This is a genomic window from Scytonema hankhaensis NUACC26, assembly GCF_045865695.1.
Taxonomy (GTDB): domain Bacteria; phylum Cyanobacteriota; class Cyanobacteriia; order Cyanobacteriales; family Nostocaceae; genus Scytonema.
The window spans coordinates 1-24,185 of record NZ_BAACAP010000174.1; the positions used below are offsets into that span (position 1 = coordinate 1).

General features: G+C 40.3%; 19 protein-coding genes and 5 pseudogenes. 5 read left to right on the forward strand and 19 right to left on the reverse strand.

The genetic code is table 11. The features are described 5' to 3' along the window. Window positions 1-368 precede the first annotated feature (368 nt). Both ACKTT2_RS15400 and ACKTT2_RS15405 read left to right on the forward strand, forming a co-directional pair. The gene (locus ACKTT2_RS15400) at window positions 369-2,117 is read left to right on the forward strand and encodes an alpha/beta hydrolase (RefSeq protein ID WP_407888341.1); all 1,749 of its coding nucleotides are present in this window, start codon (window positions 369-371) and stop codon (window positions 2,115-2,117) included. Between the two features lie 300 nt (window positions 2,118-2,417). Beyond that, complete coding sequence (locus tag ACKTT2_RS15405) at window positions 2,418-2,954, forward strand: two-partner secretion domain-containing protein (RefSeq protein ID WP_407888343.1); 537 nt, start codon at window positions 2,418-2,420, stop codon at window positions 2,952-2,954. On the opposite strand, the pseudogene ACKTT2_RS15410 reads toward ACKTT2_RS15405, so the two are convergent. The 9 genes and pseudogenes from ACKTT2_RS15410 to ACKTT2_RS15450 all read right to left on the reverse strand — a co-directional run. Beyond that, a pseudogene (locus ACKTT2_RS15410) lies at window positions 2,919-3,984 on the reverse strand (IS5 family transposase); the annotation flags it as partial. The gene ACKTT2_RS15405 and the pseudogene ACKTT2_RS15410 sit on opposite strands and share 36 nt — an antisense overlap. 292 nt (window positions 3,985-4,276) lie before the next feature. Beyond that, window positions 4,277-5,185, reverse strand: a complete 909-nt coding sequence (locus ACKTT2_RS15415; RefSeq protein WP_407888345.1) for an ABC transporter ATP-binding protein — start codon at window positions 5,183-5,185, stop codon at window positions 4,277-4,279. Between the two features lie 54 nt (window positions 5,186-5,239). Then, window positions 5,240-5,836: a hypothetical protein gene (locus tag ACKTT2_RS15420; protein WP_407888347.1), complete on the reverse strand. Its 597-nt coding sequence runs from the start codon at window positions 5,834-5,836 to the stop codon at window positions 5,240-5,242. Window positions 5,837-6,121: 285 nt separating this feature from the next. After that, window positions 6,122-6,550 (reverse strand): hypothetical protein, encoded by a 429-nt coding sequence (locus ACKTT2_RS15425; RefSeq protein ID WP_407888349.1) that lies wholly within the window; start codon window positions 6,548-6,550, stop codon window positions 6,122-6,124. Between the two features lie 235 nt (window positions 6,551-6,785). Beyond that, complete coding sequence (locus tag ACKTT2_RS15430; protein WP_407888351.1) at window positions 6,786-8,048, reverse strand: sensor histidine kinase; 1,263 nt, start codon at window positions 8,046-8,048, stop codon at window positions 6,786-6,788. 41 nt (window positions 8,049-8,089) lie between these two features. After that, a complete protein-coding gene (locus tag ACKTT2_RS15435) occupies window positions 8,090-10,903 on the reverse strand; it encodes an ATP-binding protein (RefSeq protein WP_407888353.1) in 2,814 nt (937 codons plus the stop codon). A 38-nt stretch (window positions 10,904-10,941) separates the two neighbouring features. Beyond that, window positions 10,942-11,640 carry an iron-sulfur binding domain-containing protein gene (locus ACKTT2_RS15440; RefSeq protein WP_407888354.1) on the reverse strand — a complete coding sequence of 233 codons (699 nt, stop codon included), beginning with the start codon at window positions 11,638-11,640 and terminating at the stop codon, window positions 10,942-10,944. Between the two features lie 394 nt (window positions 11,641-12,034). Then, window positions 12,035-12,743, reverse strand: a pseudogene (locus tag ACKTT2_RS15445) (DevA family ABC transporter ATP-binding protein). Between the two features lie 96 nt (window positions 12,744-12,839). Beyond that, window positions 12,840-12,986 (reverse strand): annotated as a pseudogene (locus ACKTT2_RS15450) (ABC transporter); the annotation flags it as partial. A gap of 44 nt (window positions 12,987-13,030) precedes the next feature. Between ACKTT2_RS15450 and ACKTT2_RS15455 the strand changes: the two are divergent. The 3 genes from ACKTT2_RS15455 to ACKTT2_RS15465 all read left to right on the forward strand — a co-directional run bounded on the left by ACKTT2_RS15455 (window position 13,031) and on the right by ACKTT2_RS15465 (window position 16,480). Then, on the forward strand, window positions 13,031-13,558 hold the full coding sequence (locus ACKTT2_RS15455) for a zinc ribbon domain-containing protein (RefSeq protein WP_407888356.1): 528 nt from the start codon (window positions 13,031-13,033) through the stop codon (window positions 13,556-13,558). A 219-nt stretch (window positions 13,559-13,777) separates the two neighbouring features. Further along, window positions 13,778-15,889, forward strand: a complete 2,112-nt coding sequence (argZ, locus tag ACKTT2_RS15460) for a bifunctional arginine dihydrolase/ornithine cyclodeaminase (RefSeq protein ID WP_407888358.1) — start codon at window positions 13,778-13,780, stop codon at window positions 15,887-15,889. Window positions 15,890-15,967: 78 nt separating this feature from the next. After that, entirely contained in the window at window positions 15,968-16,480 is a 513-nt protein-coding gene (locus ACKTT2_RS15465; protein WP_407888360.1) for a DUF2085 domain-containing protein, read from the forward strand. A gap of 14 nt (window positions 16,481-16,494) precedes the next feature. Here the strand turns inward: ACKTT2_RS15465 and ACKTT2_RS15470 are convergent, their stop codons facing one another. The 10 genes and pseudogenes from ACKTT2_RS15470 to ACKTT2_RS15515 form a co-directional block, all read right to left on the reverse strand. Continuing rightward, the gene (locus tag ACKTT2_RS15470) at window positions 16,495-17,565 is read right to left on the reverse strand and encodes a glycosyltransferase family 4 protein (protein WP_407888362.1); all 1,071 of its coding nucleotides are present in this window, start codon (window positions 17,563-17,565) and stop codon (window positions 16,495-16,497) included. 36 nt (window positions 17,566-17,601) lie between these two features. After that, entirely contained in the window at window positions 17,602-17,769 is a 168-nt protein-coding gene (locus ACKTT2_RS15475; RefSeq protein ID WP_407888364.1) for a hypothetical protein, read from the reverse strand. A gap of 846 nt (window positions 17,770-18,615) precedes the next feature. Further along, window positions 18,616-19,719, reverse strand: a complete 1,104-nt coding sequence (locus tag ACKTT2_RS15480) for an endo-1,4-beta-xylanase (RefSeq protein ID WP_407888366.1) — start codon at window positions 19,717-19,719, stop codon at window positions 18,616-18,618. Window positions 19,720-20,004: 285 nt separating this feature from the next. Next, the gene (locus ACKTT2_RS15485; RefSeq protein ID WP_407888368.1) at window positions 20,005-21,084 is read right to left on the reverse strand and encodes an NAD-dependent epimerase/dehydratase family protein; all 1,080 of its coding nucleotides are present in this window, start codon (window positions 21,082-21,084) and stop codon (window positions 20,005-20,007) included. 216 nt (window positions 21,085-21,300) lie between these two features. Then, window positions 21,301-21,450, reverse strand: a complete 150-nt coding sequence (locus ACKTT2_RS15490; protein WP_407888370.1) for a hypothetical protein — start codon at window positions 21,448-21,450, stop codon at window positions 21,301-21,303. Window positions 21,451-22,324: 874 nt separating this feature from the next. Beyond that, a pseudogene (locus ACKTT2_RS15495) lies at window positions 22,325-22,663 on the reverse strand (NF041680 family putative transposase); the annotation flags it as partial. 266 nt (window positions 22,664-22,929) lie between these two features. Continuing rightward, window positions 22,930-23,220 (reverse strand): annotated as a pseudogene (locus tag ACKTT2_RS15500) (N-acetylmuramoyl-L-alanine amidase family protein); the annotation flags it as partial. A 50-nt stretch (window positions 23,221-23,270) separates the two neighbouring features. Beyond that, the gene (locus tag ACKTT2_RS15505; RefSeq protein WP_407888372.1) at window positions 23,271-23,522 is read right to left on the reverse strand and encodes a hypothetical protein; all 252 of its coding nucleotides are present in this window, start codon (window positions 23,520-23,522) and stop codon (window positions 23,271-23,273) included. A 61-nt stretch (window positions 23,523-23,583) separates the two neighbouring features. After that, window positions 23,584-23,709, reverse strand: coding sequence for a hypothetical protein (locus ACKTT2_RS15510; protein WP_407888374.1), 126 nt, complete (start codon window positions 23,707-23,709; stop codon window positions 23,584-23,586). Window positions 23,710-23,821: 112 nt separating this feature from the next. After that, window positions 23,822-24,169: a TIGR04255 family protein gene (locus ACKTT2_RS15515; RefSeq protein WP_407888376.1), complete on the reverse strand. Its 348-nt coding sequence runs from the start codon at window positions 24,167-24,169 to the stop codon at window positions 23,822-23,824. Between the last annotated feature and the right edge of the window lie 16 nt (window positions 24,170-24,185).

Genomic DNA, 24,185 nt, shown 5'->3' on the forward strand with positions numbered 1-24,185 from the left:
AGAGGATGTTTGAAAAGTCTTTTCATTAGTAGCAACAGATTCAAGATCCCCCTAAATCCCCCTTAAAAAGGGGGACTTTAAGAGTACTTTCCCCCCTTTTTAAGGGGAGCCAGCGCTGCAGGAGGGTCTCCCGAACTCACAGCAACTGGCGTGGGCTAGGGGGGATCGATAAGTGCCTAAAATCACAACCAACTACTTTTCAAACAACCTCTAAGACTAAGGTTCTCTGAATTTCATGTTTCTTGTCGTTTCCAAACTATGATTTTCTCCCTGAAACAATGTGTTCTCTGAAACGGCTTTCCTGCTTATTTTATGTTTTATCAACCAGAGTTCCTAAATGAGTTCTATAAGAGATTTAGGTTAGAACAATGAATCTTTTTAACAGCAAGTTAATCAGCCGATTAACGCTCACATTGTCATGCGTCCTGCCTGTTTTCGCTGTCCTGCATCCTGCGCGAAGTGCAGAGCGGATTGGAATGTCCTATAGTTTTTTATCCGGCTCAATTCCGATCTCATCTTTGGAAACTTATGCTCGCACAGGTCGAATCGACAGTAAATGGGCTGACTATACTTCCAGAATCAATTCAAAGCAACTCGCTCAATTGCAACAATTGTTGTCCACTAAAATTCCACTCAATTCTGTTGCCGTTTCTCAGTTTCTACACACCCCGATCGGAAAGAAACTACTGGAGCGTTTAGGGCAAGTGATTAAAACTGATGGACACGTATCTGAGTTTCATGCCCTACGAGAAGCGATGATTCTAGCTGCAAGAAATCCACAGGGCTTCATGCCTTTAGAGGTTCTACGACAGTTTCCTTCTAAAACCGTTTACATCAAGCTTGAAGAAGCGCTTGCTTTGGTTGGAGACGTGAATCAGTTTGTGAATCAGACCCATGATGCAAGTATGATTGTCAATCAAAAAGCGATGCTAGAGGCACAAGAGACACAGTTTCCCTTTGACCTCTCAAGATCTGAAAACTTGCGGCAACCTGGAAGGCTGGCTTGGCAGAAGCAAACCTTGACCTTGAGCGATCCAGAGCGCGATCGACAAATTCCAACCGATCTCTATCTTCCGCGTTCAAGAACACGGCATCCAATTGTAATCATTTCTCACGGACTGGGTTCCGATCGCTTCAGTTTTGCCTATCTAGCCGAACATCTCGCCTCTCATGGATTTGCTGTTGTCGTTCCACAACATTCTGGGAGTGATTCAAATCAGTTAGCAGCATTGCTAGCAGGAAGAGTGAGAGATATCACCTCGCCACAAGAATTTGTCAATCGTCCAATAGATGTGAGTAAGTTGTTGGACAAGTTGGAGCAGTTATCTCGCTTCAATTCCGATCTTCAAGAGCGATTAGACTTGCAAAACGTAGGGATTGTTGGGCAGTCATTTGGAGGATACACAGCTCTAGCTGTTGCGGGGGCGACGCTTCAAGCGCAACATCTCAAAACCGTGTGTCAAGCGTCTCAAAATTCGCTGAATCTGTCACTGTTGCTACAATGCGGAGCAACACAACTCCCTCAACTGCCCTCCCATTTGTCCGATCCTCGAATTAAAGCCGCGATCGCAATCAACCCTTTTAGCAGTGCAATCTTTGGGCAAGCTGGGCTAAGTCAAATTAGAGTACCAACGATGATTGTTGCGAGCAGTGCAGATGCGATCGCGCCCGCTCTACCCGAACAAATCCAACCCTTCACTTGGCTAACAACACCTAATAAATATCTAGCCCTCATGACGGGTGCAACTCATTTTTCTGCACTCGCTTCCTCTCCAAATGAGGCGGTTCCGGTTCCTCCATTCGTTGTTGGGACTAATCATGCATTTGTGTCACAGTATATTAATGCACTCAATATCATTTTTTTTAAGACGTATCTGATGAATCAACAACAGTATCGCTCTTATCTCAATGCGGACTATGTAAGTCAATTCCCTATGCAGCTTGCACTAGTGAAAACACTTAGTACAAGCGACTTATCCAAAAATTTAGAAGACAAGCTAAGCTTAACTTTAAGAGCATTTTGCTTTTACCTGTTTGTACTTTTAAATCATCATAAAATCAATATGTCACACAAGTACTATGATTTTAAATCATCAGGAAACAAGGTTTGTTGTTAAAGAAGGCAGAAGTACGAAGGTAGACAAGCAAGATAAATTCATCTTTCTCTCTTAAGATACTGAGAGTGTTTAAATTCCCGTTCATTCTCATTTATTAAATATTATTGACATGAATTCATCTCATCCTGTACTGCTACAATGTTTGTTTTGTCTAGTTTTTAGACTTTTTCTCCTAAGAAACACACTCAGTCACAGAAAATGTGGTTGAATCAAAAAAGAGTGCAACTGCAAAGCAGTGCTAGGAGGTGTCGCTTGTCAAGGATAAACGCTCTTGTGTATGGGTTCTTCTTGAGGTTAAAGATGGCTCCGGTGCGTGCGCTGAGTGCAGCCGTGTTGCTCCCACTCGCATTCTCTGTAGATGCCACTGTTGCTCAAGAACTCAAACCCGTAGTTGATAATACACTGGGAGCAGAAAGTTCTGTAGTCACACCAACAAGCCCACAAGCTGACAGAATCGATGGCGGAGCGATTCGTGGCGCTAACCTGTTTCACTGTTTTTCACAATTTCATGTCGGTGAAGGACGAGAGGTGTATTTTGCCAATCCATCTGGAATTGAGAATATTCTAAGTCGGGTGACGGGGAGTGACGCAACCAGGATTTTTGGGAAACTTGGTGTTTTGGGTAATGCTAACTTGTTTTTGATAAATCCCAATGGAATTATATTTGGAAAAAATGCCAGTTTGGATGTGAGGGGTTCGATTGTGGGGACGACTGCTAATGCAATACAGTTTGGCGAGCAAGGTTTTTTCAGTGCAACGAATCCAAATACTCCTGAACTGCTAACAGTAAATCCTTCAGCTTTTTTCTTTACTGATATTAGCTGGAGGTCTTCCTAGAGGTGGTCCACTCATGATAATACCTCTTTCTTTACACCAAGCTCGGTTCTAAGAAGGTGCGATAAATTTTATCAACATGGACAGATTCACCGATAATAACCCGTATAATCTTTAAAGGCTTCTATTTGGTCTTTTAAGTCTCCCGATTCATTAAAATTATCCCAACTGATATGGTCTAAAAATACATAGCCATCAAAGTAACTGGCAGACAATTTTGCCCCAAATTCTACGGATTTACCAGCTTTCCCTCGAATAATTGGACGGATATGTGGTTGGGTTAAACTCACAATGCGATCGTCAATACTCTGATGAATGATTTTCATACAACCAGAGTTGTTGACGATAGACTTCTCTCACGACTAGCAACATTTTATATTGCCTGTTACTTAAATTTGAAAGAGTGGCTTCTAACTCTATTAGCTTATCAATATGAGAGAAGTTTCTTTTGATATATTGAAGTTGTTTCTTTATCGCTTTTCTCCTCTCTTTTTGAGAAACGCGACGTTTTTTTGCCACATTCAGATAATCCTTTCTTGCTACCTCTCTATATGTTCTTGGTTTTTTCTCTAGTTGACCCAAATCGGTTCATAAAGAGAATCTATAATTTTTTCTGTCTGCTTTCTGGCTTGATTGAGTAGCTCTAAATCTGTCGGATAGCTGATATCACCCGGAGCACAAGTTGCATCTATTATTAATTTTCCCCAATTTTCCGGTGTATTCTCTTCTTTTTCTGGTAATTCTGTTTTTTTTTCAGTCGTTGAGAAGATGTTGCTTCTAGCATCTTCTTTACCATTTGTTGATTTACTTTGTTAACAAGTTCATCCCTAATTCTTTCCCGAAAATGTACTAACATTGATGCGTCAAACGGAGCTTCGTTACTATAAGACGACATCCCTATAAAGTACTGTAAATAAGGATTTTCTTTAAACTGTTCTACTGTTTCTCTGTCGCTTATTCCCAGTTTTTCTTTAATTATTAATGCCCCTAATGCCATCCGAAATGATTTGGCTGGTGCTCCCATCTGAACAGAGGCTTCGCGACGAATAGGTAACGTTGCATAATAATCCAAAGTTCCAGCAAATCTCATGTAGCTAAATCGAGACGACACATTGCCCAAATTACCAAACATGAGGGACATAACAAGATTACCTGTCAAAATATACACTTGTGCTTCCTGTCCCGTACCTCGGGCAAAGCTACCAAGAGCAATAATTCCGAGTATGGGGGTAACTGTACTAGTGAGGATTATTGTCTGCCAAGACCAGCGCCAGTTGGTCAGTTCCATCAGAAATAAGTCCACAATTTGTACAAATACAGAGTGATTACGCTTTGGTGGCATAGTGCAGATATAAATCTTCTAGAGTTGCTGAATAAAGCCGAAAGTCGTCTATCTTATCTAAATTAAGGCTATTAAGAGTTGAAGTGACTTGGTTCCATTCCAATAACACCTGCCAATGACCGGGTTCTAGTGGAATGTACGTTAAACTAGCTGGTATATCTGGTGGAGAATCTGGTGAAAAAAATAATTCCAAACGTAACATCCGATCCACTTGTTGCTTGAGTTCGCTAGGGCGTCCTACTGCTACCAATTCTCCCGCACGCATAATTCCAACTCTTTGAATTGCTTTTTCTGCTTCGATCGCATCATGAGTAATCAAAATAATCGTCGTACCTTGTTCCTGATTAATTTGACGTAGATTATCCCAAACAAGTTTGCGACGTTGGGGATCGAGATCGTTCGTTGGTTCATCTAAAATAAGTACGGGTGGCAAACCTGCCATTGCCACTGCTAAACGTAACAGTCGCCTTTGTCCGCCTGATAGACGCGAACTCGGTTTGTGGCGAAGTTCTCGAATTTGCCACAAATCCAGTAAATAATTACATTCTTTTTGTGCATCAGCTCGACTTAATCCCCGAAGATGAGAGGTAAAGTATAAAGCTTCCCCTACAGTTAAATTATTGAGTGCGCCGCTTTCTTGAGGCATATAACCTACATTCATTTGAACTAAATAGGGAGCCTCAACGATATTTTTTCCTAGTAGAGAAATCGAGCCAGAATCGCTTGCCAGTAAATTAACCATTTGGCGAACCAAAGTACTTTTACCAGCGCCATTATCACCTAAAATTCCAAAAATTTCAGCCTCAAAAATTTGAAGAGAGATGTTCTTATTAGCAGGGAGGGTTTGACCGGAATAAGTTTTAACTACATTTTGAATGTCGTAGATAATCAAGTTGACTCCATGACTTTTTTGTCTGAAGAGTAACCCTATTCTACTACTTTTTGATTATCTCCGGGAACTGTCATAGCTTTTTACATCAGTTGGAAGGCATATGCCAACTGAAGAAACGGGCTGAGAAGAGATGGTCTTTAGCTGAGGGTTACCCCATAGGACAGTGGTAGCCAGAGCAATAAGTGCTCCTAATGATATACCAGCGAGATATCTCACCTCAGAACGGAGACGCTTAATCTCGTCTTGACTGGTATTGTCTATTCTTGATAAAGAGTCTAATTGGGTTTCTGGAACTATAGCTGTAGGAACAACTTCTGGTTGTACAACTGTGAAAGTCACTTGTGAGTACAGCCAGTTTGTAATTAATTGGGGACAATTCTTTTGAAACCAACGCAGTGCAAAGATTTTGAAGACTGGTTTGGACATTCTCGCAATTGATTTTGCTACAACGTTGAGAGAGCGATTCTGAAGCTTTTTGTTAATTAGGTTCACTGAAGCGACATCGTACAGAGCATCTAAAATCAGCTTGACGGTGGCTTCCTCATTTTGAGTTAAATGATTTAGCAGCAGAAGAACATCATGCATTCGCTCTTGTTGCATTTGTTCCTCTACCAATTGTTGTGGAATCTTGACTAACTTGGAGCTTAACACTGGATTAAACCAATTATTGAGTAAGGTTTACGTATAGATAGCCCAAAGCATAACACTGGGTTTTAAAAGTTGTCTTCCATCCGAAGTAAGTACATCAATATTAACTATTTCTAACCGTAGATTTACGGTGAAGCAAATTACAGCGTAACTTTTACAAACAGATTAAGATTGTATGGGCACGTCAGAATCTGCGATCGCACTTTGATACAGTACTTAACCATATTGATTTGGGGGGCTGCCAGATCCCTGACTTCTTGAAGAAGTCGGGGATCTAAACCAACTGATTTAATAAACGTAAATCCCGCCTGTTTGCTGCAAATTAATTGTTGTATCTCCCGCTCCCGATCCTGCTTGTCGAATTGCCACAGTCACAATATTACCATTAACTGTAACGTCATAGTTTAATCTCACTAATGGTTCCATAGCATTAATTAACAGGAAATCAGGAAGAATCACACCTTTACGTACAGTGCTACTTCCTGGAGGTAATTTCCCAGTAAAACCTAAGTCTGTTAAACCATATTCTAAGGTTAATCCTGTTTTATTGACCAATTGAAGTTCGATAGGGGCTTTGGGGCTAGCAACCCGCGCCACAGGTTGCCAGTTACCAGGGTTGTAGGTACTGGCTGGGGGTGTTTGTGCTTTAAGAGTAGAAGTTGTGACTAAACCTACTATGAAAAAGCATACAGCAGTTGAAAGCATTCTTAGTTTCATTGGTATCACCTAATAAGTAACGAATAGAGAAAAATGAGAAGCTGACTTGAAAATAGGGGTTAGGGGTTACGGCGTGTTTTCAAACTACTCGTTTAGCCTCCTAATTTTTTAGATCCCCCTAAATCACCCTTAAAAAGGGGGACTTTTGAGTATCTTAGCCCCCGTTAAAAAGGGGGGTTGGGGGGAGCTATAAGAGTTTGAAAACACGCCCTAGGGTAGGGAAAAACTCTCTGACTCAATTGTTAACGGGTAAGGTGAAAATAAATTCAGTACCTTTACCTGTTACAGATTCATAATAAATTTTACCAGCGTGTTTTTCTTCAATAATCTGTCGCGAAATTGATAGTCCCAATCCAGTTCCTTTACCCATAGGTTTAGTTGTAAACAAGGGCTGAAACAAATTTTGTTTAACAGATTCGCTTATCCCTATTCCATTATCAGCAATGCGAACTTCCACAAATTGTGAATCGAACATAGAAGTTGAAATACGAATGTTAGGATTCACAATGTCTTCCAAAGCATCGATAGCATTTGCTATTAAATTCATAAATACTTGATTCAATAATCCTGGAAAACACTTTATTTCTTGAAGATTTCCATATTGTTTAATAATATTAATTGCTGAACGACTACCAACTGCTTTTAAGCGATGTTGTAAAATTAACAATGTGCTATCTAGGCACTCATGAATATTAGCGTAGATTTTTTCATTTGATTCACTTCTAGAGAAATTTCTTAATGAAATAGAAACATCTTTAATTCTTTGAGCACTTAATTTAATCGAGTCGAGTATTTTAGGTAAATCTTCGATAGCAAAATCAATATTGCGGTCTTCTAAAGCTTGTTGAATATCGGAAACAGGAGTGGGATAATTTTTTTGATAAAGTCGAATGACTTCTATTATATCTTTAAAATAATCAAAGGCTGGGTCGATATTACCAACGATACAACCAACTGGATTATTAATTTCATGAGCAACCCCTGCAACTAGTTGACCCATGCTTGCGAATTTTTCTTGCTGAACTAATTGTACTTGCGCTTGTTGTAATGCAGTTGTTCGTTTCGTGACTCTCTGTTCGAGTTCTTCATTCCAATGAAGCAGTTTTTTTGTTAAATACCGTAGTTGTAAATGAACTCGGACTCTTGCTAATACTTCCTCCCCTTCAAAAGGCTTGGTAATATAATCAACAGCACCCATTGATAACCCTTTAACTTTACTTTCTGTATCGGAAAGAGCAGTCATAAAAATGACTGGTATATCTTGCGATCGCGGATTCTCCTTTAGCAAGCGACATGTTTCAAACCCATCAATACCAGGCATTTGTATGTCTAGTAAAATTAATTCTGGAAGTTCGTTATCTTCTTCAAGTTGTTCTAAAACGCTTTCACCGTCTGTTTCTATACGAATAGAATACCCTGCTCCTCTCAGGGTTTGCGCTAGTACGGAGAGGTTTGTAGGGTTGTCATCAACAATCAAAATAAAACTGGATTCAGTCATAGAGAATAGGGAGTAGGGAGTGGGGAGTAGGGAGTGGGGTGTTATGTATTAATCAACTCTTTGAGTAATTCTCGAATTGCTTTAATTTGGAAGTTTTCCGCTAACTTGGTCAATTTTTGAGCAAATGGCGTGAAATTAATATCTTTTTCGCTCAGCTTATTTGCTTCGTCAATAATTGCGTATACATCACCTTTTTTGGCTATTTGATATAGATGTCGCAAAACTTCAGGTGATGGTAGAATAATTTCTGTTTGTGGGCTAGGATTTTGTTGTAGTGAGCTATCTTGATAAATCCAGTCAACTTGAATATTCTTGGTTATCAATTCCAAAAGGCTTTCTACTTGTACTGGTTTGGGTAGAAAAGCGTTTGCACCAGCATCTAAACTTTGATATTGGTCGGTTTCATATACGCTTGCAGAACTTACAATAATCGGTATATCTTGAAAATCATCCAATTCTCGTAAATACTTAATTAAATCAAAACCATGCATGATAGGCATCACTAAATCAGTGATAATTAAACTGGGTCGCTCTTCTATTGCTTTTTCTAACCCTTCTTTACCATTAGTAGCTTCTATTAATTCAAAACCAATCGGTTGAAGCAAATTTACAATTACCGAACGATTTTCCCATCTATCATCGACTACAAGTAGTTTCTGTTTTTCTCCTTTATATCCCGTAATAGTACCTATCTTATCAACTCTAGAAGATTCAGCCCAATTTTCTGCTTCTTTTAACTCAACATCAAACCAAAAGCGACTACCTTTACCCTGCTCGCTTTCAACTTCTATTTTACTATTCATCAGCGAGACTATTTTTAAACTTATAGCCAATCCTAACCCCGTACCTTCAGCTTGTTTTTGCATATCCCCCACTTGCTCAAAAGGTAAGAATATTTTCTCTATTTGTTCCGGAGTCATTCCTACACCTGTATCTTCTATCTCAAAACGAATTTTGGTCATTTGTTCAGTGTCATTTGTCAAAAGTCCAGTGTCATTGCTCTTTGAGCCTGGACTCTGGACTTTTGACTCTTGACTAATAACATTTATCTTAAAAGTCACGCTTCCTTTCTCGGTAAATTTAATTGCGTTACCCAATAAATTAATTAACACTTGACGCAGGCGTTTTTCATCTGCTTGGATACCTGTAGGTAATCGAGCGTCTGCTTCATAGAGAAAATCAATTCCTTTTTGCTCTGCACGAACGCGACAGATTTCTGCTACTGCTTGGAGAAAAGATGGAAAATGAAAGTTTATCATGTATAGTTCCATTTTCCTAGCTTCAATTTTTGATAAATCAAGAATATCGTTAATTAAAGTTAATAAGTGAGAAGCACATTGCTGAATAATATCTATTCCCTTACGTCCATTATCTGTTAAAGGTTCACCCCGTCGGAGAATTTGCGCGTAGCCAAGAATTCCATTTAGCGGTGTTCGCAGTTCGTGACTCATATTTGCTAAAAATTCACTCTTGGCTTTATTAGCGTTGTCTGCAATTTCTTTAGCTATTTGTAACTGTTCTGTGCGCTCTTCTACTCGGATTTCTAATTCTTTATTAGTCGTTTCTAAGGCAGTAAAATAATCTTGCAATTGCTGTGCCATGCGGTTAAACGAATCTCCTAAAATTCCTACCTCCTTAACTGTTGATGATTCTACTTTTTGGTCTAATTTTCCGTCTGCGATCGCTGATGATGCTTGAGCTAATTTTAAAATTGGTTGAGTAATCCATTTGGATGTATATAAACCCAATATGACTGCTAATACCAAAGCACACAGGCATAATAAAATGGTAGTACGTGTATTGGCGTTAATTTGTTCCATAAAATCAGATTCTGGAACAGCAATAACTACCAGCCAGTCTAAACCCCATTCATCGCGCCAAGGAGTCACTTGTACAAATTTTCTTTCACCGTTAATTCTAAAATTTAATTGTTGTGCTTGCTGAATTTTACTAACATCGCCAAAACTTTCTTGTAAAAATTTACCAGTTGATTTAATTAATTCATCGCTACTATCTACAGCTAAAAGCCTTTTGGGTTTTTCGTTGACGACTTTAAACGGTTTTTCCTCAGTGGAAGTTGCAACAAGTAGTCCGTTACGCTCTAAAATAAAAGTCCTACCCTGCGGACTCACTTTTAGCTTACGTAAAAAATCGCTAATTTGCGTTAAACGCTGGTCAATACTAATTACACCTATTAATTTTTTATTGCTATCGTAAACTGGGCGATTAGCTGCAATTGCTAATGGAAACGGTTTAATCTCCCATTGATAAACCTCGCTCCACATAGATTTACCAGCTTTGACTGTTTGTGTATACCAAGCTTCTTTATCAAACTCATAATTTTTAAAGATATCACCTATCTTTAGACGATTTCCCTTATCGTCTGTTTCATAAATATAATTATCTCTATTACCGTGCTTTTTAGGAGAACTAACGTTTACAACTATCTTTTGAGGATCTGTATAAAATCCAGCACCAGTGAATTCTCCTGTTGGCGTACCAAAACTTATGTAACCTACTTGATATAAGCGTATTTGCTTCCAAAAATACTGACCCATTTGCTCTTGATTTTCCGAGTCGAGTAACCTCAAATCAATGCTATCTCCATTAATTTGAGCAAGATGGCGAGCTGTGTTTAAATAGCTATTAAGATGCTGGTCTATTCGCAAACTAACTTCATTCCGCAATCTAGACGCTAAATCATTAACTGCTCTTTGTCCGTTTCGTAAGGACAGATATCCAGTCAAACCGACCACAGCACAAATTTGCAGCACAAAGGGAAGCACTAGCAACAGACGTAGTGGAAGTTTTTTTGATTTATCCCAAATTATGGGTTGTGCTGGTCGCGGTAACATCGTTTATACCAAAAGCTCTGGAGAATCTCTCTTATTTATCATTCCCAGACTTTGGTAAAGAATCGACATTTTTGAGAAAGTGGACACTCAGTGCATCGGGGATTTTTTGCTGTACAGACTAATGCTCCAAAGTCTAACAGCGTTAGATTCCAATTTCCTACCTCTATACCAGGAGCAACTTTTTCTGCTGCTTGCCAAAGTATCTTACATCTCGATTTGACCCTTTCTCCTTGCAAGCCAAAAAAGCGTTCGAGAATGCGAGCAACATTGGTATCGAGTACGGCTAGAGGTTGACTGAAGGCTTGAGAGCAGATAGCACGAGCTGTATACTTGCCAATTCCAGGTAATTCGAGTAACTGCTTTTCTGTATTGGGGATTTTTCCTCGATCGCGATCGCAAATGATACAAGCTGATTGATGCAGTCGTTCGGCTCGGAAAAAAAGACCCAGAGGATTTAAAAGAATTCCTATATCTTCGATCTTAGCTGTTGTCAAACTCTTTAGAGTAGGATAGCGAGAGAGAAAAGTTTCGTATATAGGAACTACTGTTTCTGCATCGGTTTTTTGTAATAAAAATTCCGCAACGAGAATAGCATAGGGATCTGATGTTTTTCGCCAGGGAAAATCTCTTCTGTTTTGGTTTCCCCAACTAACCATTTGTTGGCGAAACCAATTCATTTTTTCTGGAGCAAGGCTTGCTGCAATTTTCTCTTCGGTCTGGATAATTGTACTTTTCATGTTGGGAACTTCCAAATAAAAAAATATCCCAAAATTTTTTGTGGTGCGGGCAGGGACGCCCGCCACTTAGAGGATGTTTGAAAAGTCACGCTCAATGTATCAAATATTTTTTACCCCACCCTAACCCTCCCCGATGTATTGGGGAGGGAACCAGATTGCTCTTGTTTCCCCCCTTTATAAGGGGGGATTAAGGGGGGTAATAATGTGATTAAAATCATAGCTAACCACTTTTAAAACATCCTCTTACATAAGACGGGCGAGGACGCCCGTGCCACAATATGGGATAATTAAAATAATCGCTAATTTTCAACATAATATTTCAGACTTTGATAGGCAATTTAATCTTTTGTGCAGCTAACCACTACGATCGCCCATTGGGGAAACCCTTTTCGATTTACTGAATGCTGTGACTCATTGATTCTTTGTTCGCTAAACGACCATCTTCCATGTAGACAATGCGATCGGCTATATCAAGAATACGATTATCGTGGGTGACTAACAAAATGGTGCAATGTTTTTCTTTAGCCAGATGTTGCATGAGTTCCACAACGTCTCGACCGGATTTTTTATCCAGTGCTGCTGTTGGTTCGTCAGCTAGCACGATTTTTGGTTCTGCAACTAGGGCGCGTGCAATGGCGACTCTTTGTTTTTGCCCTCCTGAAAGGTGAAAGGTCATCGGGATAGTAATTAATTCGCTGACCCAATCCTACTTGTTCTAGCATTGCGATCGCACGGCTGGTCATTTGTTCGGAAGTTATATTTTCATGTAATTCCAGACCCATTTTAACATTTTGTAGTGCTGTGAGGCTGCCGTGGAGATTGTGAGCTTGAAAAATCTAACCGTTGTTGCGTCTTGCGAATGTCAGTTCTCTTGCGGTTGCACCGCATAATTCTCGTTCTAAAACACGCATACTACCCTCTTGAGGGGAACGCAATCCTCCTACAAGTGTGAGAAGTGTGGTTTTTCCAGATCCAGAGAGTCCAGTCATAATGACAATTTCGCCTGGATTTATTTCTAGGTTAATGTCGAATAAGACTTGTTTGCGGAGTTGACCGCGACCAAAGTAATGGTTGAGGTTTTTTATGGAGATGACGGGTTTCATAATAATTTTTAACCGCAGCCTGTAGCAGATGGACGCGGATAATTGTTCGATCTAACTTCTGTACGGGCGTAAGGCATTACGCCCCTACTAACCCATTTAAAACATATCTGCTGGATCGGCTGATTGTAGTTTTCGAGTGGCGATCGCACCTGATATCAGACACATAATGATGGTGAGGACGAGGACTGTTATTGCTCGTGCTAGGGTCATGTAAATGGGTAAGTTGGTGACGTTTCTCGTTAAAAGGAGGTAAATTTAAACGCTTTCGCCATAGATTGAAAGGAGCAATGGAACGAGTTAGGACTCATCTTAAAAATTTACGTTCTGAAGCTCATAAACAAGTTGCTTCTCACTTGGCTCGTAATTACGATGTCATTTACTTGCCAACATTTGAGACATCACAAATGGTGAGCCAGCGCGTTGGCGGGGTCCCCCCGCTTGAAGCGACTGGCGAACCCGTAAGGGTTGTCAAGAAAAAGCGGAAACTAAAAAGTAAGTCAGCACGAGCGATGATGACTTGGGCTTTTTATGACTTTAGTCAAACCCTACAACATCTCTGTAATCGTTACGGTTCGAGATTAGTACGTGTGACTGAAGAATACACGTCAAAGACCTGTACTAAATGCGGTCATGTTCACCACAAGTTAGGCGGAAACAAAAAGTTTAAATGTCCCAATTGCGGATATGAAATCAAGCGTGATTTTCAAGGAGCCTTGGGGATTTTTCTCAAGGCGTTATGGGATACCACCTTCATTCAAGGCGTGTCTGAGAATGATGTTGTATTCAGTCTGTCCGAAGATATCCTAGATGTCTAAGGTTGTCTGGATTAAAAGTATCAGTATGTAACTTTGTCATATCTTTTTTTAACAGATTGCACGCTAGAGCTAGAATATAGCATGACCTTTGTGCCTTTATTAACTAAATCAGTAAATAATTTGACAAAAATGTAGCAAATTCTACAGAAGAAAGCTCAAAAACATCTGTATTGAAAAAGGCAAAAAAGGTTTAGCATCTAACCCCAACTTTAAATTGTTATGGATTCCCGGATTCGCTTTTTGATGTGCTCCCCCGACCACTACGATGTGGACTATGTTATTAACCCTTGGATGGAAGGGAACATCCACAAATCTTCTCAAGAACGTGCTGTAGAACAGTGGGAAAAACTGTATCATGTCCTTAAAGAATACGCAATTGTAGACTTGGTGCCACCTCAGAAAGGTTGGCCTGATATGGTGTTTACAGCTAATGCTGGCTTGTTGCTGGGGAAGAACGTTGTTCTGAGTCGTTTTTTACACAAAGAGCGTCAGGGGGAGGAACCTTACTTCAAGCAGTGGTTTGAAGATAATGGGTATACTGTTTACGAACTACCTAAAGATTTACCTTTTGAGGGTGCGGGAGACGCACTTCTGGATCGGGAAGGACGCTGGCTGTGGGCTGGATATGGTTTCCGCACCGAGTTAGATTCTCACCCCTACCTGGCAAAATGGTTGGATATCGAAGTGCTGTCTTTGCGCCTGACTGATGAGCGCTTTTACCATCTCGATACTTGCTTCTGTCCTCTCAGTAATGGCTATTTGCTGTATTATCCTCCTGCTTTTGATTCCTATTCTAATCGCTTGATAGAAATGCGGGTTCACAAGGATAAGCGCATAGCTATTTCAGAAGCTGATGCGGTCAATTTCTCTTGCAATTCAGTGAATGTTGACCACATCGTCGTTATGAATAAAGCTTCTGATGCTTTAAAAGAACGTCTCGCACAAGTTGGATTTCAAGTCATTGAAACTCCACTGACTGAGTTCTTAAAAGCAGGTGGTGCAGCTAAGTGCTTGACACTACGAGTCACAGAACCCGTGCGGGATGAAGTTCATGCCAACGTATTGGTAGAAAGTCGCATTTTCCGCATTGAAGGACACTTGTTGGATTCTGGTTTAATTAACCGTGCTTTGGATTTAATTGTAGATAATGGTGGCAGTTTCCAAGTTCTAAATTTCTCGTTGGGAGAACAACGGCAAAGTACTTCTGCAGCAGAGGTAAGAGTTTCAGCACCTTCTCATGAGGTCATGGAAACTATTCTATCTCTTCTGATTGATTTGGGCGCGGTGGATTTACCCCAAGATGAGCGAGATGCTAAGCTCGAACCTGTTGAGTTACCGGGAGTTGCACCTGATGATTTCTATGTCACCACAATTTATCCAACTGAGGTGCGGATTGATGGTGAGTGGGTGAAGGTACACAATCAGCGCATGGATGGCGCGATCGCAATTTCTCAAACTCCTAATGGCTTGTTTGCACAGTGTAAAATTTTACGCGATTTAGAAATAGGAGAACGGGTTGTTGTTGACGTGCAAGGTATCCGTACCATCCGTAAAACAGAATCGCGGGAACAACGGAATACTCAAGAATTTAGCTTTATGTCAGCAGGAGTTTCTAGCGAACGGCGCGTGGAACTGGTTGTCGAGCAAGTGGCTTGGGAATTACGTAAAATCCGAGATGCTGGTGGTAAAGTTGCTGTTACGGCTGGTCCTGTAGTGATTCATACAGGAGGTGGAGAACACCTGTCGCAACTGATTCGGGAAGGTTACGTTCAGGCATTGCTTGGTGGAAATGCGATCGCAGTTCATGACATCGAGCAATCCATGATGGGGACTTCCCTAGGTGTGGATATGAAGCGGGGTGTTGCTGTACGTGGAGGACACCGCCATCATTTGAAAGTGATTAACACGATCCGTCGCTATGGTAGTATTCCTAAAGCGGTTGAGGCTGGGGTAATTCACAGTGGCGTGATGTATGAGTGCGTCCGTAATGGTGTACCCTTCTGTCTTGCTGGCTCGATTCGAGATGATGGTCCTCTGCCAGATACAGAAATGAATTTAATTAAAGCGCAAACTGAGTACGCTAGGTTGCTCAAAGGTGTGGATATGATTTTGATGCTGTCATCAATGCTGCACTCAATCGGCGTGGGAAATATGACTCCTTCTGGAGTAAAAATGGTTTGTGTGGATATTAATCCGGCAGTGGTGACAAAGTTAAGCGATCGCGGTTCGATAGAATCAGTTGGTGTGGTGACGGATGTGGGATTATTCCTGAGTCTGTTAGTACAGCAATTGGATAAGTTGACGAGTCCTTATACTGTTAAGGTGGGTTAAGTAAGTAGGGTGGGCAATGCCCACCACTTAACTTTTTATGAATGAACCGCAGAGTGCGCGGAGGAAAGAGGAAGAGAGATGGAAGGAGTTCTTGTTAAAAAGAAGTTGCAAATTCGTTGGGTTAGTTTTATTGCTGATTTCTTATTATCAGGAATGGTAGTTGGACCACTGGTTGCTCCTTTTCTGGCAGCGTCTGGGTTACCATTGTTACCTGTTATTGGGGATATTATTTATTTTATGGGTCGCCATGTATGCCCGCAACCCGATATGGGGGTGGCTTTGGCTCCTCCACATATCATGGCTGTATGTATGCGTTGTTACGGAACTGTGACAGGTTTGTTGGTAACTCGTTTGTTATATGGGGTAAGAGGTGGTAAAGGTTTTTACTGGTTGAGTCAGTATGGTTGGAGTGGTGTTGCGGTTGCTAGTGTTTTGATGATGGCTTATCCGTTGGAATTAGCAGCCCAAGTTTTGGGTTGGTGGGGTTTTCACAATTACGTTGTGACTCCTTTTGGGTTGATAACGGGTTTGGCGTGGGGTTTATTTACTATGCCGATTTTACATGGAGGGATTTCTCGAAATTGTAACTAAATTTAATTATCTGCTTAGATTGCTATGTCATGTCTAGAAGTCAACTGTGCGAACAAAGATTGAACATATTTTTCCTGATTGTACTGCTTCTGTACTAGTTCATAACCCCTCTGTGCATAAATTTCGGCTTTGTGAGGGTCATTTAAAAGGCTTTGTATTGCCTGCTTCATCCCGGTGGCATCATAGGGATTAACACCCATAACTATACCCGCATCAATTAAGTTGTCGATCAGACCGGGCGCACGGGTTATCACAACAGGTCGCCGACAAGCCATTGCTTCAAACAAAGTGGTAAGACCCGCTTCTTGGGTATTTTTAAGAAGAGAGATGACCACTATATCGGAATCACGATATAACTGCAATAATTCATTCCACTCGTAAAAACGAAATGACATATTGCTCGGTATGACTTTTGGGAAAGAACGCTTTAATGTTTTGGCATTATGTGAGAAAGCACAAATTTTTATATCAACATCTAAATCTTTGCTGGCATTAGCAAGAGTTCGATAGTCGCGTTTTTCTAAACCTCCACTTCCTATAATCGGACGTTCCTTGCTGTTTGAGGGAAGCCCTGGAGTAAAGAAGGATAAGTCTACTGGTTGCGAACACAATTGATAAACTTGATGCTTGGGTAACCCTAAGTAATGATGGAGAAAGTTAATTTGTGAAGGCGCAGTAGACACAAATAAGTCAATTTTGTCTGCTATCTTAAACAACTTTAATGCTAAATGACCTCGTGGTCTATTTATATTATGGAAATAGACAACAAATTTGAGCCGCCTCCCTTCATGATTGCAAACTGTAGCTAGCGGAATACCTATATGTTCGCCATTACAATAAATAACATCACCCTCTTGTAACTCTAGAGACAACTTCCGTGCTAAAGCCCAGTGTTCGGGACGTCCTATAATCTTTGCGTACATTCGGTCTATAGGTAGAACCTTTTCTTCTCCTGCTTGATAAACCTTTGCTCCTAAAAGCTGACTTAGTTCCCAAATGGAATGTGAAGGGCAAATTTTGGCTTGAGCGTTATGTGCTATACCTTGCAAGTCACATGAAGGGCTTAGAGCTATGTGATACTTCAAGTTATTCTCCTTAATTGATTATATTGTAGTAACTTATCAAAAAGCGTTTGTATTTACACCGCTAGGGATTTGCGATCGCGATAAGCCGGGTACGGCTTGCGCGTTCGAGCGATAAGCCGGGTACGGCTTGCGCTTCGCGATAAGCCGGGTACGGCTTGCGCGTTCGAGCGATCGCAAATCCCGACACAAAATAAATTCTTGCATTATTTATACGACATTAGCAAAATAATATGTATTAAATATTGCAATCATTTGTCAAACATTTGTAATTTGGCTTAAGTAGGTAGGTGGGAAAAAACCGAACTATGTAAAGGTATGTAAACTCTAAATTGCCTACAGGGCTTAAAGCTATGCGATATTTCAAAATTTTCTCCTTGGTCTGTTGACACTAACTTTTAAAAAAACGTTTTTATGCACAATCCGAGCTAGAAAACATTATGAATGAGCATAATTTTTTTTTATCAAAGATAAACTTTATTATTAATAATTTACAATTTATCTAGTACGAGCAAGATAATATGTAGAGAATATTAGACTTATTATAAAAATCCAAAATTCGCGACCAATAACCTTACGCTAAGTCGCGAATACGTTAAGAAAGCTTTACATTTTTGATTTCTTTAAAAAGGGAAAGCAAAGGAAATATAACATAGACTCAATCATAGTAATGCCTGTGCCGAAATAAATCAAACTAGAACTATTACTAATGAACGAGTACATCATTATCTATATAGGAATTCAGTTTGATTCTTCAAAAAATCTAAGTATCTGTAGGTAGGGCTAAAGCCCACCACAGCCTGAATATGGTGGGCTTTAGCCCTACCTACGTGTATTTCAAAAATCAAATAGCAATTCTATAGTATGATAAAAATAACTATGTACCAAAATCTTAAAAAAGAATCGAATAATATAAAATTATCTCATAAAAGTAAGAGCGAGATTTATATCAGAAGCATTTTCTACTGGCTTCGCTCAACCCACATAAAATGTAGATATTTTTCAAGTATTTTTAGGTGGGGACAGCGCGAACCCAAATTTGTTCAATTATGATTAGATGAACGCTTCATAGACTCTCTGGCGTGCTAATTTTGGTTGCATATTGTCATCGTAAAGCAGCGGTCTGACTTGATTTACTGTTCTAAAACCATTGTCAGTAATATATGAGAGGAATGGATATTGCCTCCACCATGTATATCGATCGCTAAGACCCCATGTAAAAATATGATTAATACCGCCAGCTAAGCTAACATCCAGAAGACGTTTATACAAATCAGCAGTACGCCAATCTATCTGCTCTATCGTTTCTTGGTTACTGTATTTTGGTACTACAACATCCATTTCAGTAATATATGGTCGAATTCCCAGATTCCGAACATTGTTTAGGAAGTTAGAGAAAGGGGCAAAATTATGACTGTCATCTACCAGAAACAGATGCCCTTGAATGCCAACACCATCGACTTTTACATTCTGACCCTTAAGATATTCCAGAAGCTTGAGCATCTCCCATTGCTTGCCCTCATTTCTCTCCAGAACATCGTCATTAATCACCAATTGTGTTTGAGGAGAGGCTATTGAAGCAGCAATATAAAAAGCATCTCGAATATATTCTCGGGGTACGCGTAATTGATACCGATCGTAGTGATTGATAACCTCATTAACTACATTCCAAGCATAGGTAATGTCTTGATATCGAGGAATAAGCGCTAGCATGTGTCTTTCAAGGACATCCAAGGGAGGAGGATAATTGCCTTGAAGCCAATATGGTAATGCTTCATGCCAGACGAATGTATGACCGTGCAATCTAATACCATGACTGCGACAAAAATTGGCTATTATATCAGCTTGCTCGAAAGTAAACCGACCGGGATCGGGTTCTGTAGCATCCCACTTTAAAGCATTTTCAGCAATTACGATCGAACACTCCTGGGCAGTGATGTTTGCATATACAGCGTCTTGTTGCAATGTCCAGGAATTCAGTGCTACTCCATAGTAACGCCCGTGCCTTGATGCAGCGGATTTCAATGACGCTCCCGAAAGAGAAACAGTTTGGGCTTGGCTCCTTTCAGGAGAAAGTAACTTACCAGCTACTGCTGAACCCAGACAAGCTGCACTAGCTGTTTTTAAAAAAGTTCTACGAGAAGGACGATAAAGCATGGTAATACCCCTTGATTATGACTGAGTGTAATTAAGAAACGAGTGTTTTAATTCAGTTACGTCAACCGAGAAATCGCCAATTTTTACATTGGCTTGTTAAAAGAGAGCTTGAATCGGCAGTCCAAAACCCAAAGAATGCCGAATTGTAAGAAATAGAACCAGCACTCCGATAAATAAGGCAGTGCAATCGTTTCACTTCATAATTAATGTTGAAGTCTTTCTCCACTTTGGCTCGACCTGCTGTGCCAAATGCTTGTCGAAGTTGACGATCGCTGAGTATTGTTTCTATGCGTTTTGCGTCAAAACTTGCAACGAGGGTGTGGAAGAAGGAACCTCTAGCAACTCAATATCGCTACAACTGCGCTCAAGTGCAGTATCAAGGGAATAGCGGGGAGTCCAGTTCAAAACTTTTTTTGCACGGGCATTACTATAGCGAAATGGCTTGAACCTCGCATCAAGAATTCTTGGGACAACTATGCCAGGTAGCCTTGCTTGTCCCTTAAGAACTCGCTTGTTATAAGTCCAAAATATCCAGGCGAACAAGTACAAAAGCCACAAACCAATGGGAATTGTGCGGGGTAGATTATCTAGGTATTTAGCTAGTTTCCCAGCATAGACATTCTGAGTAGGCAAGTTGTCGTCCACTATATTTATGGTTTGACCAATTGCCTCATCACGTTCGGCGGCACTAACAATTGCGTTCGCACATTTTTCAACATATGTCAAGGGCATTTGTGCGTGACCGCCGACTTTCAACCAGAGGTTGTCGGTCAATTTTGCCCCAAGAATAGTGTTCCAGAGGTTATCTCGTCCATAGATCGTTCCAGGACGAATATACGTCACCTCTGCCCCAAGGGATTTGTAATTTTGCTCAAACTCGCGGACGAGTTCTTCTTGAACAAGTTTGACTTGAGCGTATTCATCCCGTTCGAGGGGATGACTTTCAAGGGGTGTGTCTTCAGTAATTGCTTTTCCAGAAGAATAGTTGTAAACTGAGAAGGTGCTGATATCAATGAGCCGCAACACTTGAGCCTCAATCATGGCATCAAGCAATTTTTCGCTGGCAATAACTGTACCAGCAAATCGCGAGTAAAATTTACCATCTTTAACGGCTGCCAAATGGATAACCGCATCTACACCTCGCACAGCATCAATAATACCATCCTTTCGCCGCAAATCGATACGAACCAGTTTTACCTCTGGGTGATTGCGCCAAGCTAAACGCTTTTCATGACTCGAAGGTCGCACCACTGCACGCACTTGGTGTCCCCGTCGTAGGGCTTCAGCAACAACATATTGAGATGCTCTTTGGAGATTGCCTCCGTACCAATAACTGCTGATTTTAATTTTGTTGTCATTTGTCATTTGTCCTTTGTCATTTGTTGTTTGTCATTTGGGTTCTTGCGTACAAAGCGCGTGCTAAATTCGTCAATAAATAAGCTTGAAACCCTTGCTGGACAATCGTAACAGCCATTATTACCTGTCTTTTAGGCAAGATTGATAAAATTTAGACTAGAAGCGCCTGTAAGCCTTGATTTTAAAGCACATTTATCGACTGTAATTAAACATTTAGCACGACACCTACGAAAGAACCGGTTTTTGCCAGAATACAGCACTCCCTGACAATCCTAGTAATACGAGCATAACTCCTGCTATGATATGCCAGCGACGCTTCAAAACTAGCAAATATTTTTGAATATCTATTTCTTGTGGAGAGCCTTTTGTTTCCATACAAATTCCCTATCTACAAATTCAATGCGAAATGAAAGCCGACATTGAAATAGTTCTGTGAATACTTTGGTCTCATAGCATAGGCTATCTTTTAATGACTCAAATATCATCGTTTAATCAGATCTTCCTAAAAAAATAGGATTCTAACTTCATTATGTATATTTGCTGCTCGATATTCATTCTCAAACTGAAGGAGAACCTTTTTGCTATGAAAATGTCAATATTTGTACTCAGTCATGACACCTCTAAAGGTATTACCTCTTTTCTAATAACTGCTGTAGGGTAGCTGTATTCTTTTGCTTCACTTTACGGTGTGAGAACTTTGTTTAGTTGTGTCACTCGCACTTCCACACTATTACACTGGAACAACCCTGCTCGACCTCCCTTGAAGCGTCAAAGTATAGTAAACTGCGATCGCAAAAGCAGTGAATCCAGTTTTGCTGTTCATAAAATCTCATCTCCTCACAATGTTGGTAAATGCACAGAGAGGTTGCATAGCTTTTTTAACCTTTCTATACGGCAATGACTACTGAATTAAGTAGTACACTTCAAACCACAACTACAGTCACTAACCACTGTACATCAATCTGTAACTTCAAACACATTTCTATTCTAAAGTGTTCTAGTTAGTTGTTGCTTTGGTTTTCAGAGTACTTATTTGTTTTTACTAAGTATTGTCGAAAACAAATATAGCTTTTATCTTCTGCAATTTCAAGTATAAATCAAGAATCTTTTTAAAGAAACTGTGAACTTTATTGCTTTACTTATTAATTGGACTTTGGACAAAATAGTACGGTCGCAAATAAAAAAAGACGCAGTTTTCTTATCCCAATTATGAGACTAACTAAGTAAAATAAGTATATTTGCAGAAAATCTACGCAGATGGCGACTGTGGAATGTTTGATTTTTGCATTTTTTTGATAACAGGATACTTAGATCTTTTCGTCTGGGTCTGACCCCTCACCCGACCAGTGGCATTTCCTCTGGGTTTTGGCGAATTTCCTGGTTTTCCGATCTGGGAAATAATTCTTTGGAAGTCACGCTGTACAGTACTGGGAGAAACAATTTTATCATTGTTTTGCTGTGAATAACGTTCCCACGGTCTTGGTAAATGATTAGATAATTGCTTCGCAGCCCATAATTGTACGTAGGCAAGCATGACTAAACGTATCCAATTTTCCTCATGCTCCACTTCGGGAGTTTGGAAATTAGTCTTGAATGAAATACAGATTTATCTGCGTTGAGGGTGCGTTCATCTGCGGTTCCATAACTTTTTTATGTACTGCACCCAACTGAAACCCGCTGTATTGTTTCAAAAAATAGAGAGTGGCTAACGTGTAATAAAAGTAAGAAAAGTGTGTAAAGTTCTTGATTTTTTAGAAGAAACAAGAGAGTTTTCTAGTTGAATAGGTAACTTATTTCGGATTCAAAAAGCTTTACTTAAAGAAAGTATACTTATTGTAGGATGCAACACTCAACTCATTTTTCAGCCTCGTTTACAAACCACTCAACAATTCCATCGGCGACAGTGTTTGCTAACTTCTTTTGCGATTGAGAGTCAGTTACCCACTCAAACTCATTAGGGTTACTCATAAAACCTAACTCTAACAAGATAGAAGGCGCACTTGCCGGACGTGTCAGTGCTAAGTTATCCCAGAACACGCCATAAGAGGGTCTTCCTAACTTATTGACTATATAGTTATGCATGAAAATAGCTAAGTTGTGAGCTTGGGGATGATACCAAAAAGCTCCAACGCCTTTTCCACTGTCATTACACGGTCAAGATCGGCAACAAGATTAAGTTCAGAAACTCCTGAGATCTAGGCATAACGTGGTAATCTACTTCGTTGTATCTCATGCATCCGTTGTTTTTCAACCTCTACAAGAGGAACAATTTCTATGAATGGTCGCTCCACACAAGAACGCACGATATCACAGGTTTGTGTAACCACTGCAAATCCTCTGACTTCAGACTCTGCAAGATCGGTTTCTTCTTGTGCAAGATTAACAGAGTCAGATGTCAAAGGACGTTGAGGATTAAAGCGGTATAAGAACCAGTGCTCTCCAAGCACACAATCACCCTGACACCACTCTCTCAGAGCGGTGTCGATTGTTAGAATCTAAACATCCCTTTCATTGCCCACTATTATTTCTACGACTCCTTGTCGTTCTAGCTAGTTTGGATCGCCCAACTTCACGATGGATAGTATCTTGGAGAGCATCAACCAGATCTGCTGGATTCAGTGGTACACGTGACATACGTGCATCTTCAGATAATCAACCTAACTTCGGCTTCTGAAAAGCATGACCGGGACCGAGAATTTGCCTAACCACTTCGTACTCACCTGCGATTAATAAATCGACAAGGGGTTTACCACTCTAAAAAATCACTACGACTCAAGTAATCAGTTGTCTCAATTGCTACAAAGTTAGGTGCTAGCGAAACTCTCCAACTATCCGTTGTGTCCACAAATCGCCAAGTCATTTGAGGTGTAGTTTGCACAATACCTTGAGGGCTAAAAACTAAACCCTGAGTTTGTTCGGGTTTTAGGATAGGATATTTTTCTCGAATTGCTTCTTGAAATGAACCCACAAAATCTTTTTTTTCAATCGAAAGAATGGGTGGAAAGCGCACCTGTGCAATCACTCGAACAAGAGGTGCATCTTTTAGTGGTATCTCTGGGGGTGGTTGTGCAATGAGTGGGTTGATATTAACCACTTTCTACATCCTTGTA

Excerpts from the sequence above, each read along its gene's own strand:
- ACKTT2_RS15430 (WP_407888351.1), bottom strand. The coding sequence starts at position 8,048 with ATGACTGAATCCAGTTTTATTTTGATTGTTGATGACAACCCTACAAAC.
- ACKTT2_RS15475 (WP_407888364.1), bottom strand. The coding sequence starts at position 17,769 with ATGCAAGAATTTATTTTGTGTCGGGATTTGCGATCGCTCGAACGCGCA.
- ACKTT2_RS15510 (WP_407888374.1), bottom strand. The coding sequence starts at position 23,709 with ATGTCACGTGTACCACTGAATCCAGCAGATCTGGTTGATGCTCTCCAA.
- ACKTT2_RS15400 (WP_407888341.1), top strand. The coding sequence starts at position 369 with ATGAATCTTTTTAACAGCAAGTTAATCAGCCGATTAACGCTCACATTG.
- ACKTT2_RS15480 (WP_407888366.1), bottom strand. The coding sequence starts at position 19,719 with ATGCTTTATCGTCCTTCTCGTAGAACTTTTTTAAAAACAGCTAGTGCA.
- ACKTT2_RS15485 (WP_407888368.1), bottom strand. The coding sequence starts at position 21,084 with ATGACAAATGACAACAAAATTAAAATCAGCAGTTATTGGTACGGAGGC.
- ACKTT2_RS15455 (WP_407888356.1), top strand. The coding sequence starts at position 13,031 with ATGGAACGAGTTAGGACTCATCTTAAAAATTTACGTTCTGAAGCTCAT.
- ACKTT2_RS15490 (WP_407888370.1), bottom strand. The coding sequence starts at position 21,450 with ATGGAAACAAAAGGCTCTCCACAAGAAATAGATATTCAAAAATATTTG.
- ACKTT2_RS15425 (WP_407888349.1), bottom strand. The coding sequence starts at position 6,550 with ATGAAACTAAGAATGCTTTCAACTGCTGTATGCTTTTTCATAGTAGGT.
- ACKTT2_RS15435 (WP_407888353.1), bottom strand. The coding sequence starts at position 10,903 with ATGTTACCGCGACCAGCACAACCCATAATTTGGGATAAATCAAAAAAA.
- ACKTT2_RS15465 (WP_407888360.1), top strand. The coding sequence starts at position 15,968 with ATGGAAGGAGTTCTTGTTAAAAAGAAGTTGCAAATTCGTTGGGTTAGT.
- ACKTT2_RS15405 (WP_407888343.1), top strand. The coding sequence starts at position 2,418 with ATGGCTCCGGTGCGTGCGCTGAGTGCAGCCGTGTTGCTCCCACTCGCA.
- ACKTT2_RS15440 (WP_407888354.1), bottom strand. The coding sequence starts at position 11,640 with ATGAAAAGTACAATTATCCAGACCGAAGAGAAAATTGCAGCAAGCCTT.
- argZ (WP_407888358.1), top strand. The coding sequence starts at position 13,778 with ATGGATTCCCGGATTCGCTTTTTGATGTGCTCCCCCGACCACTACGAT.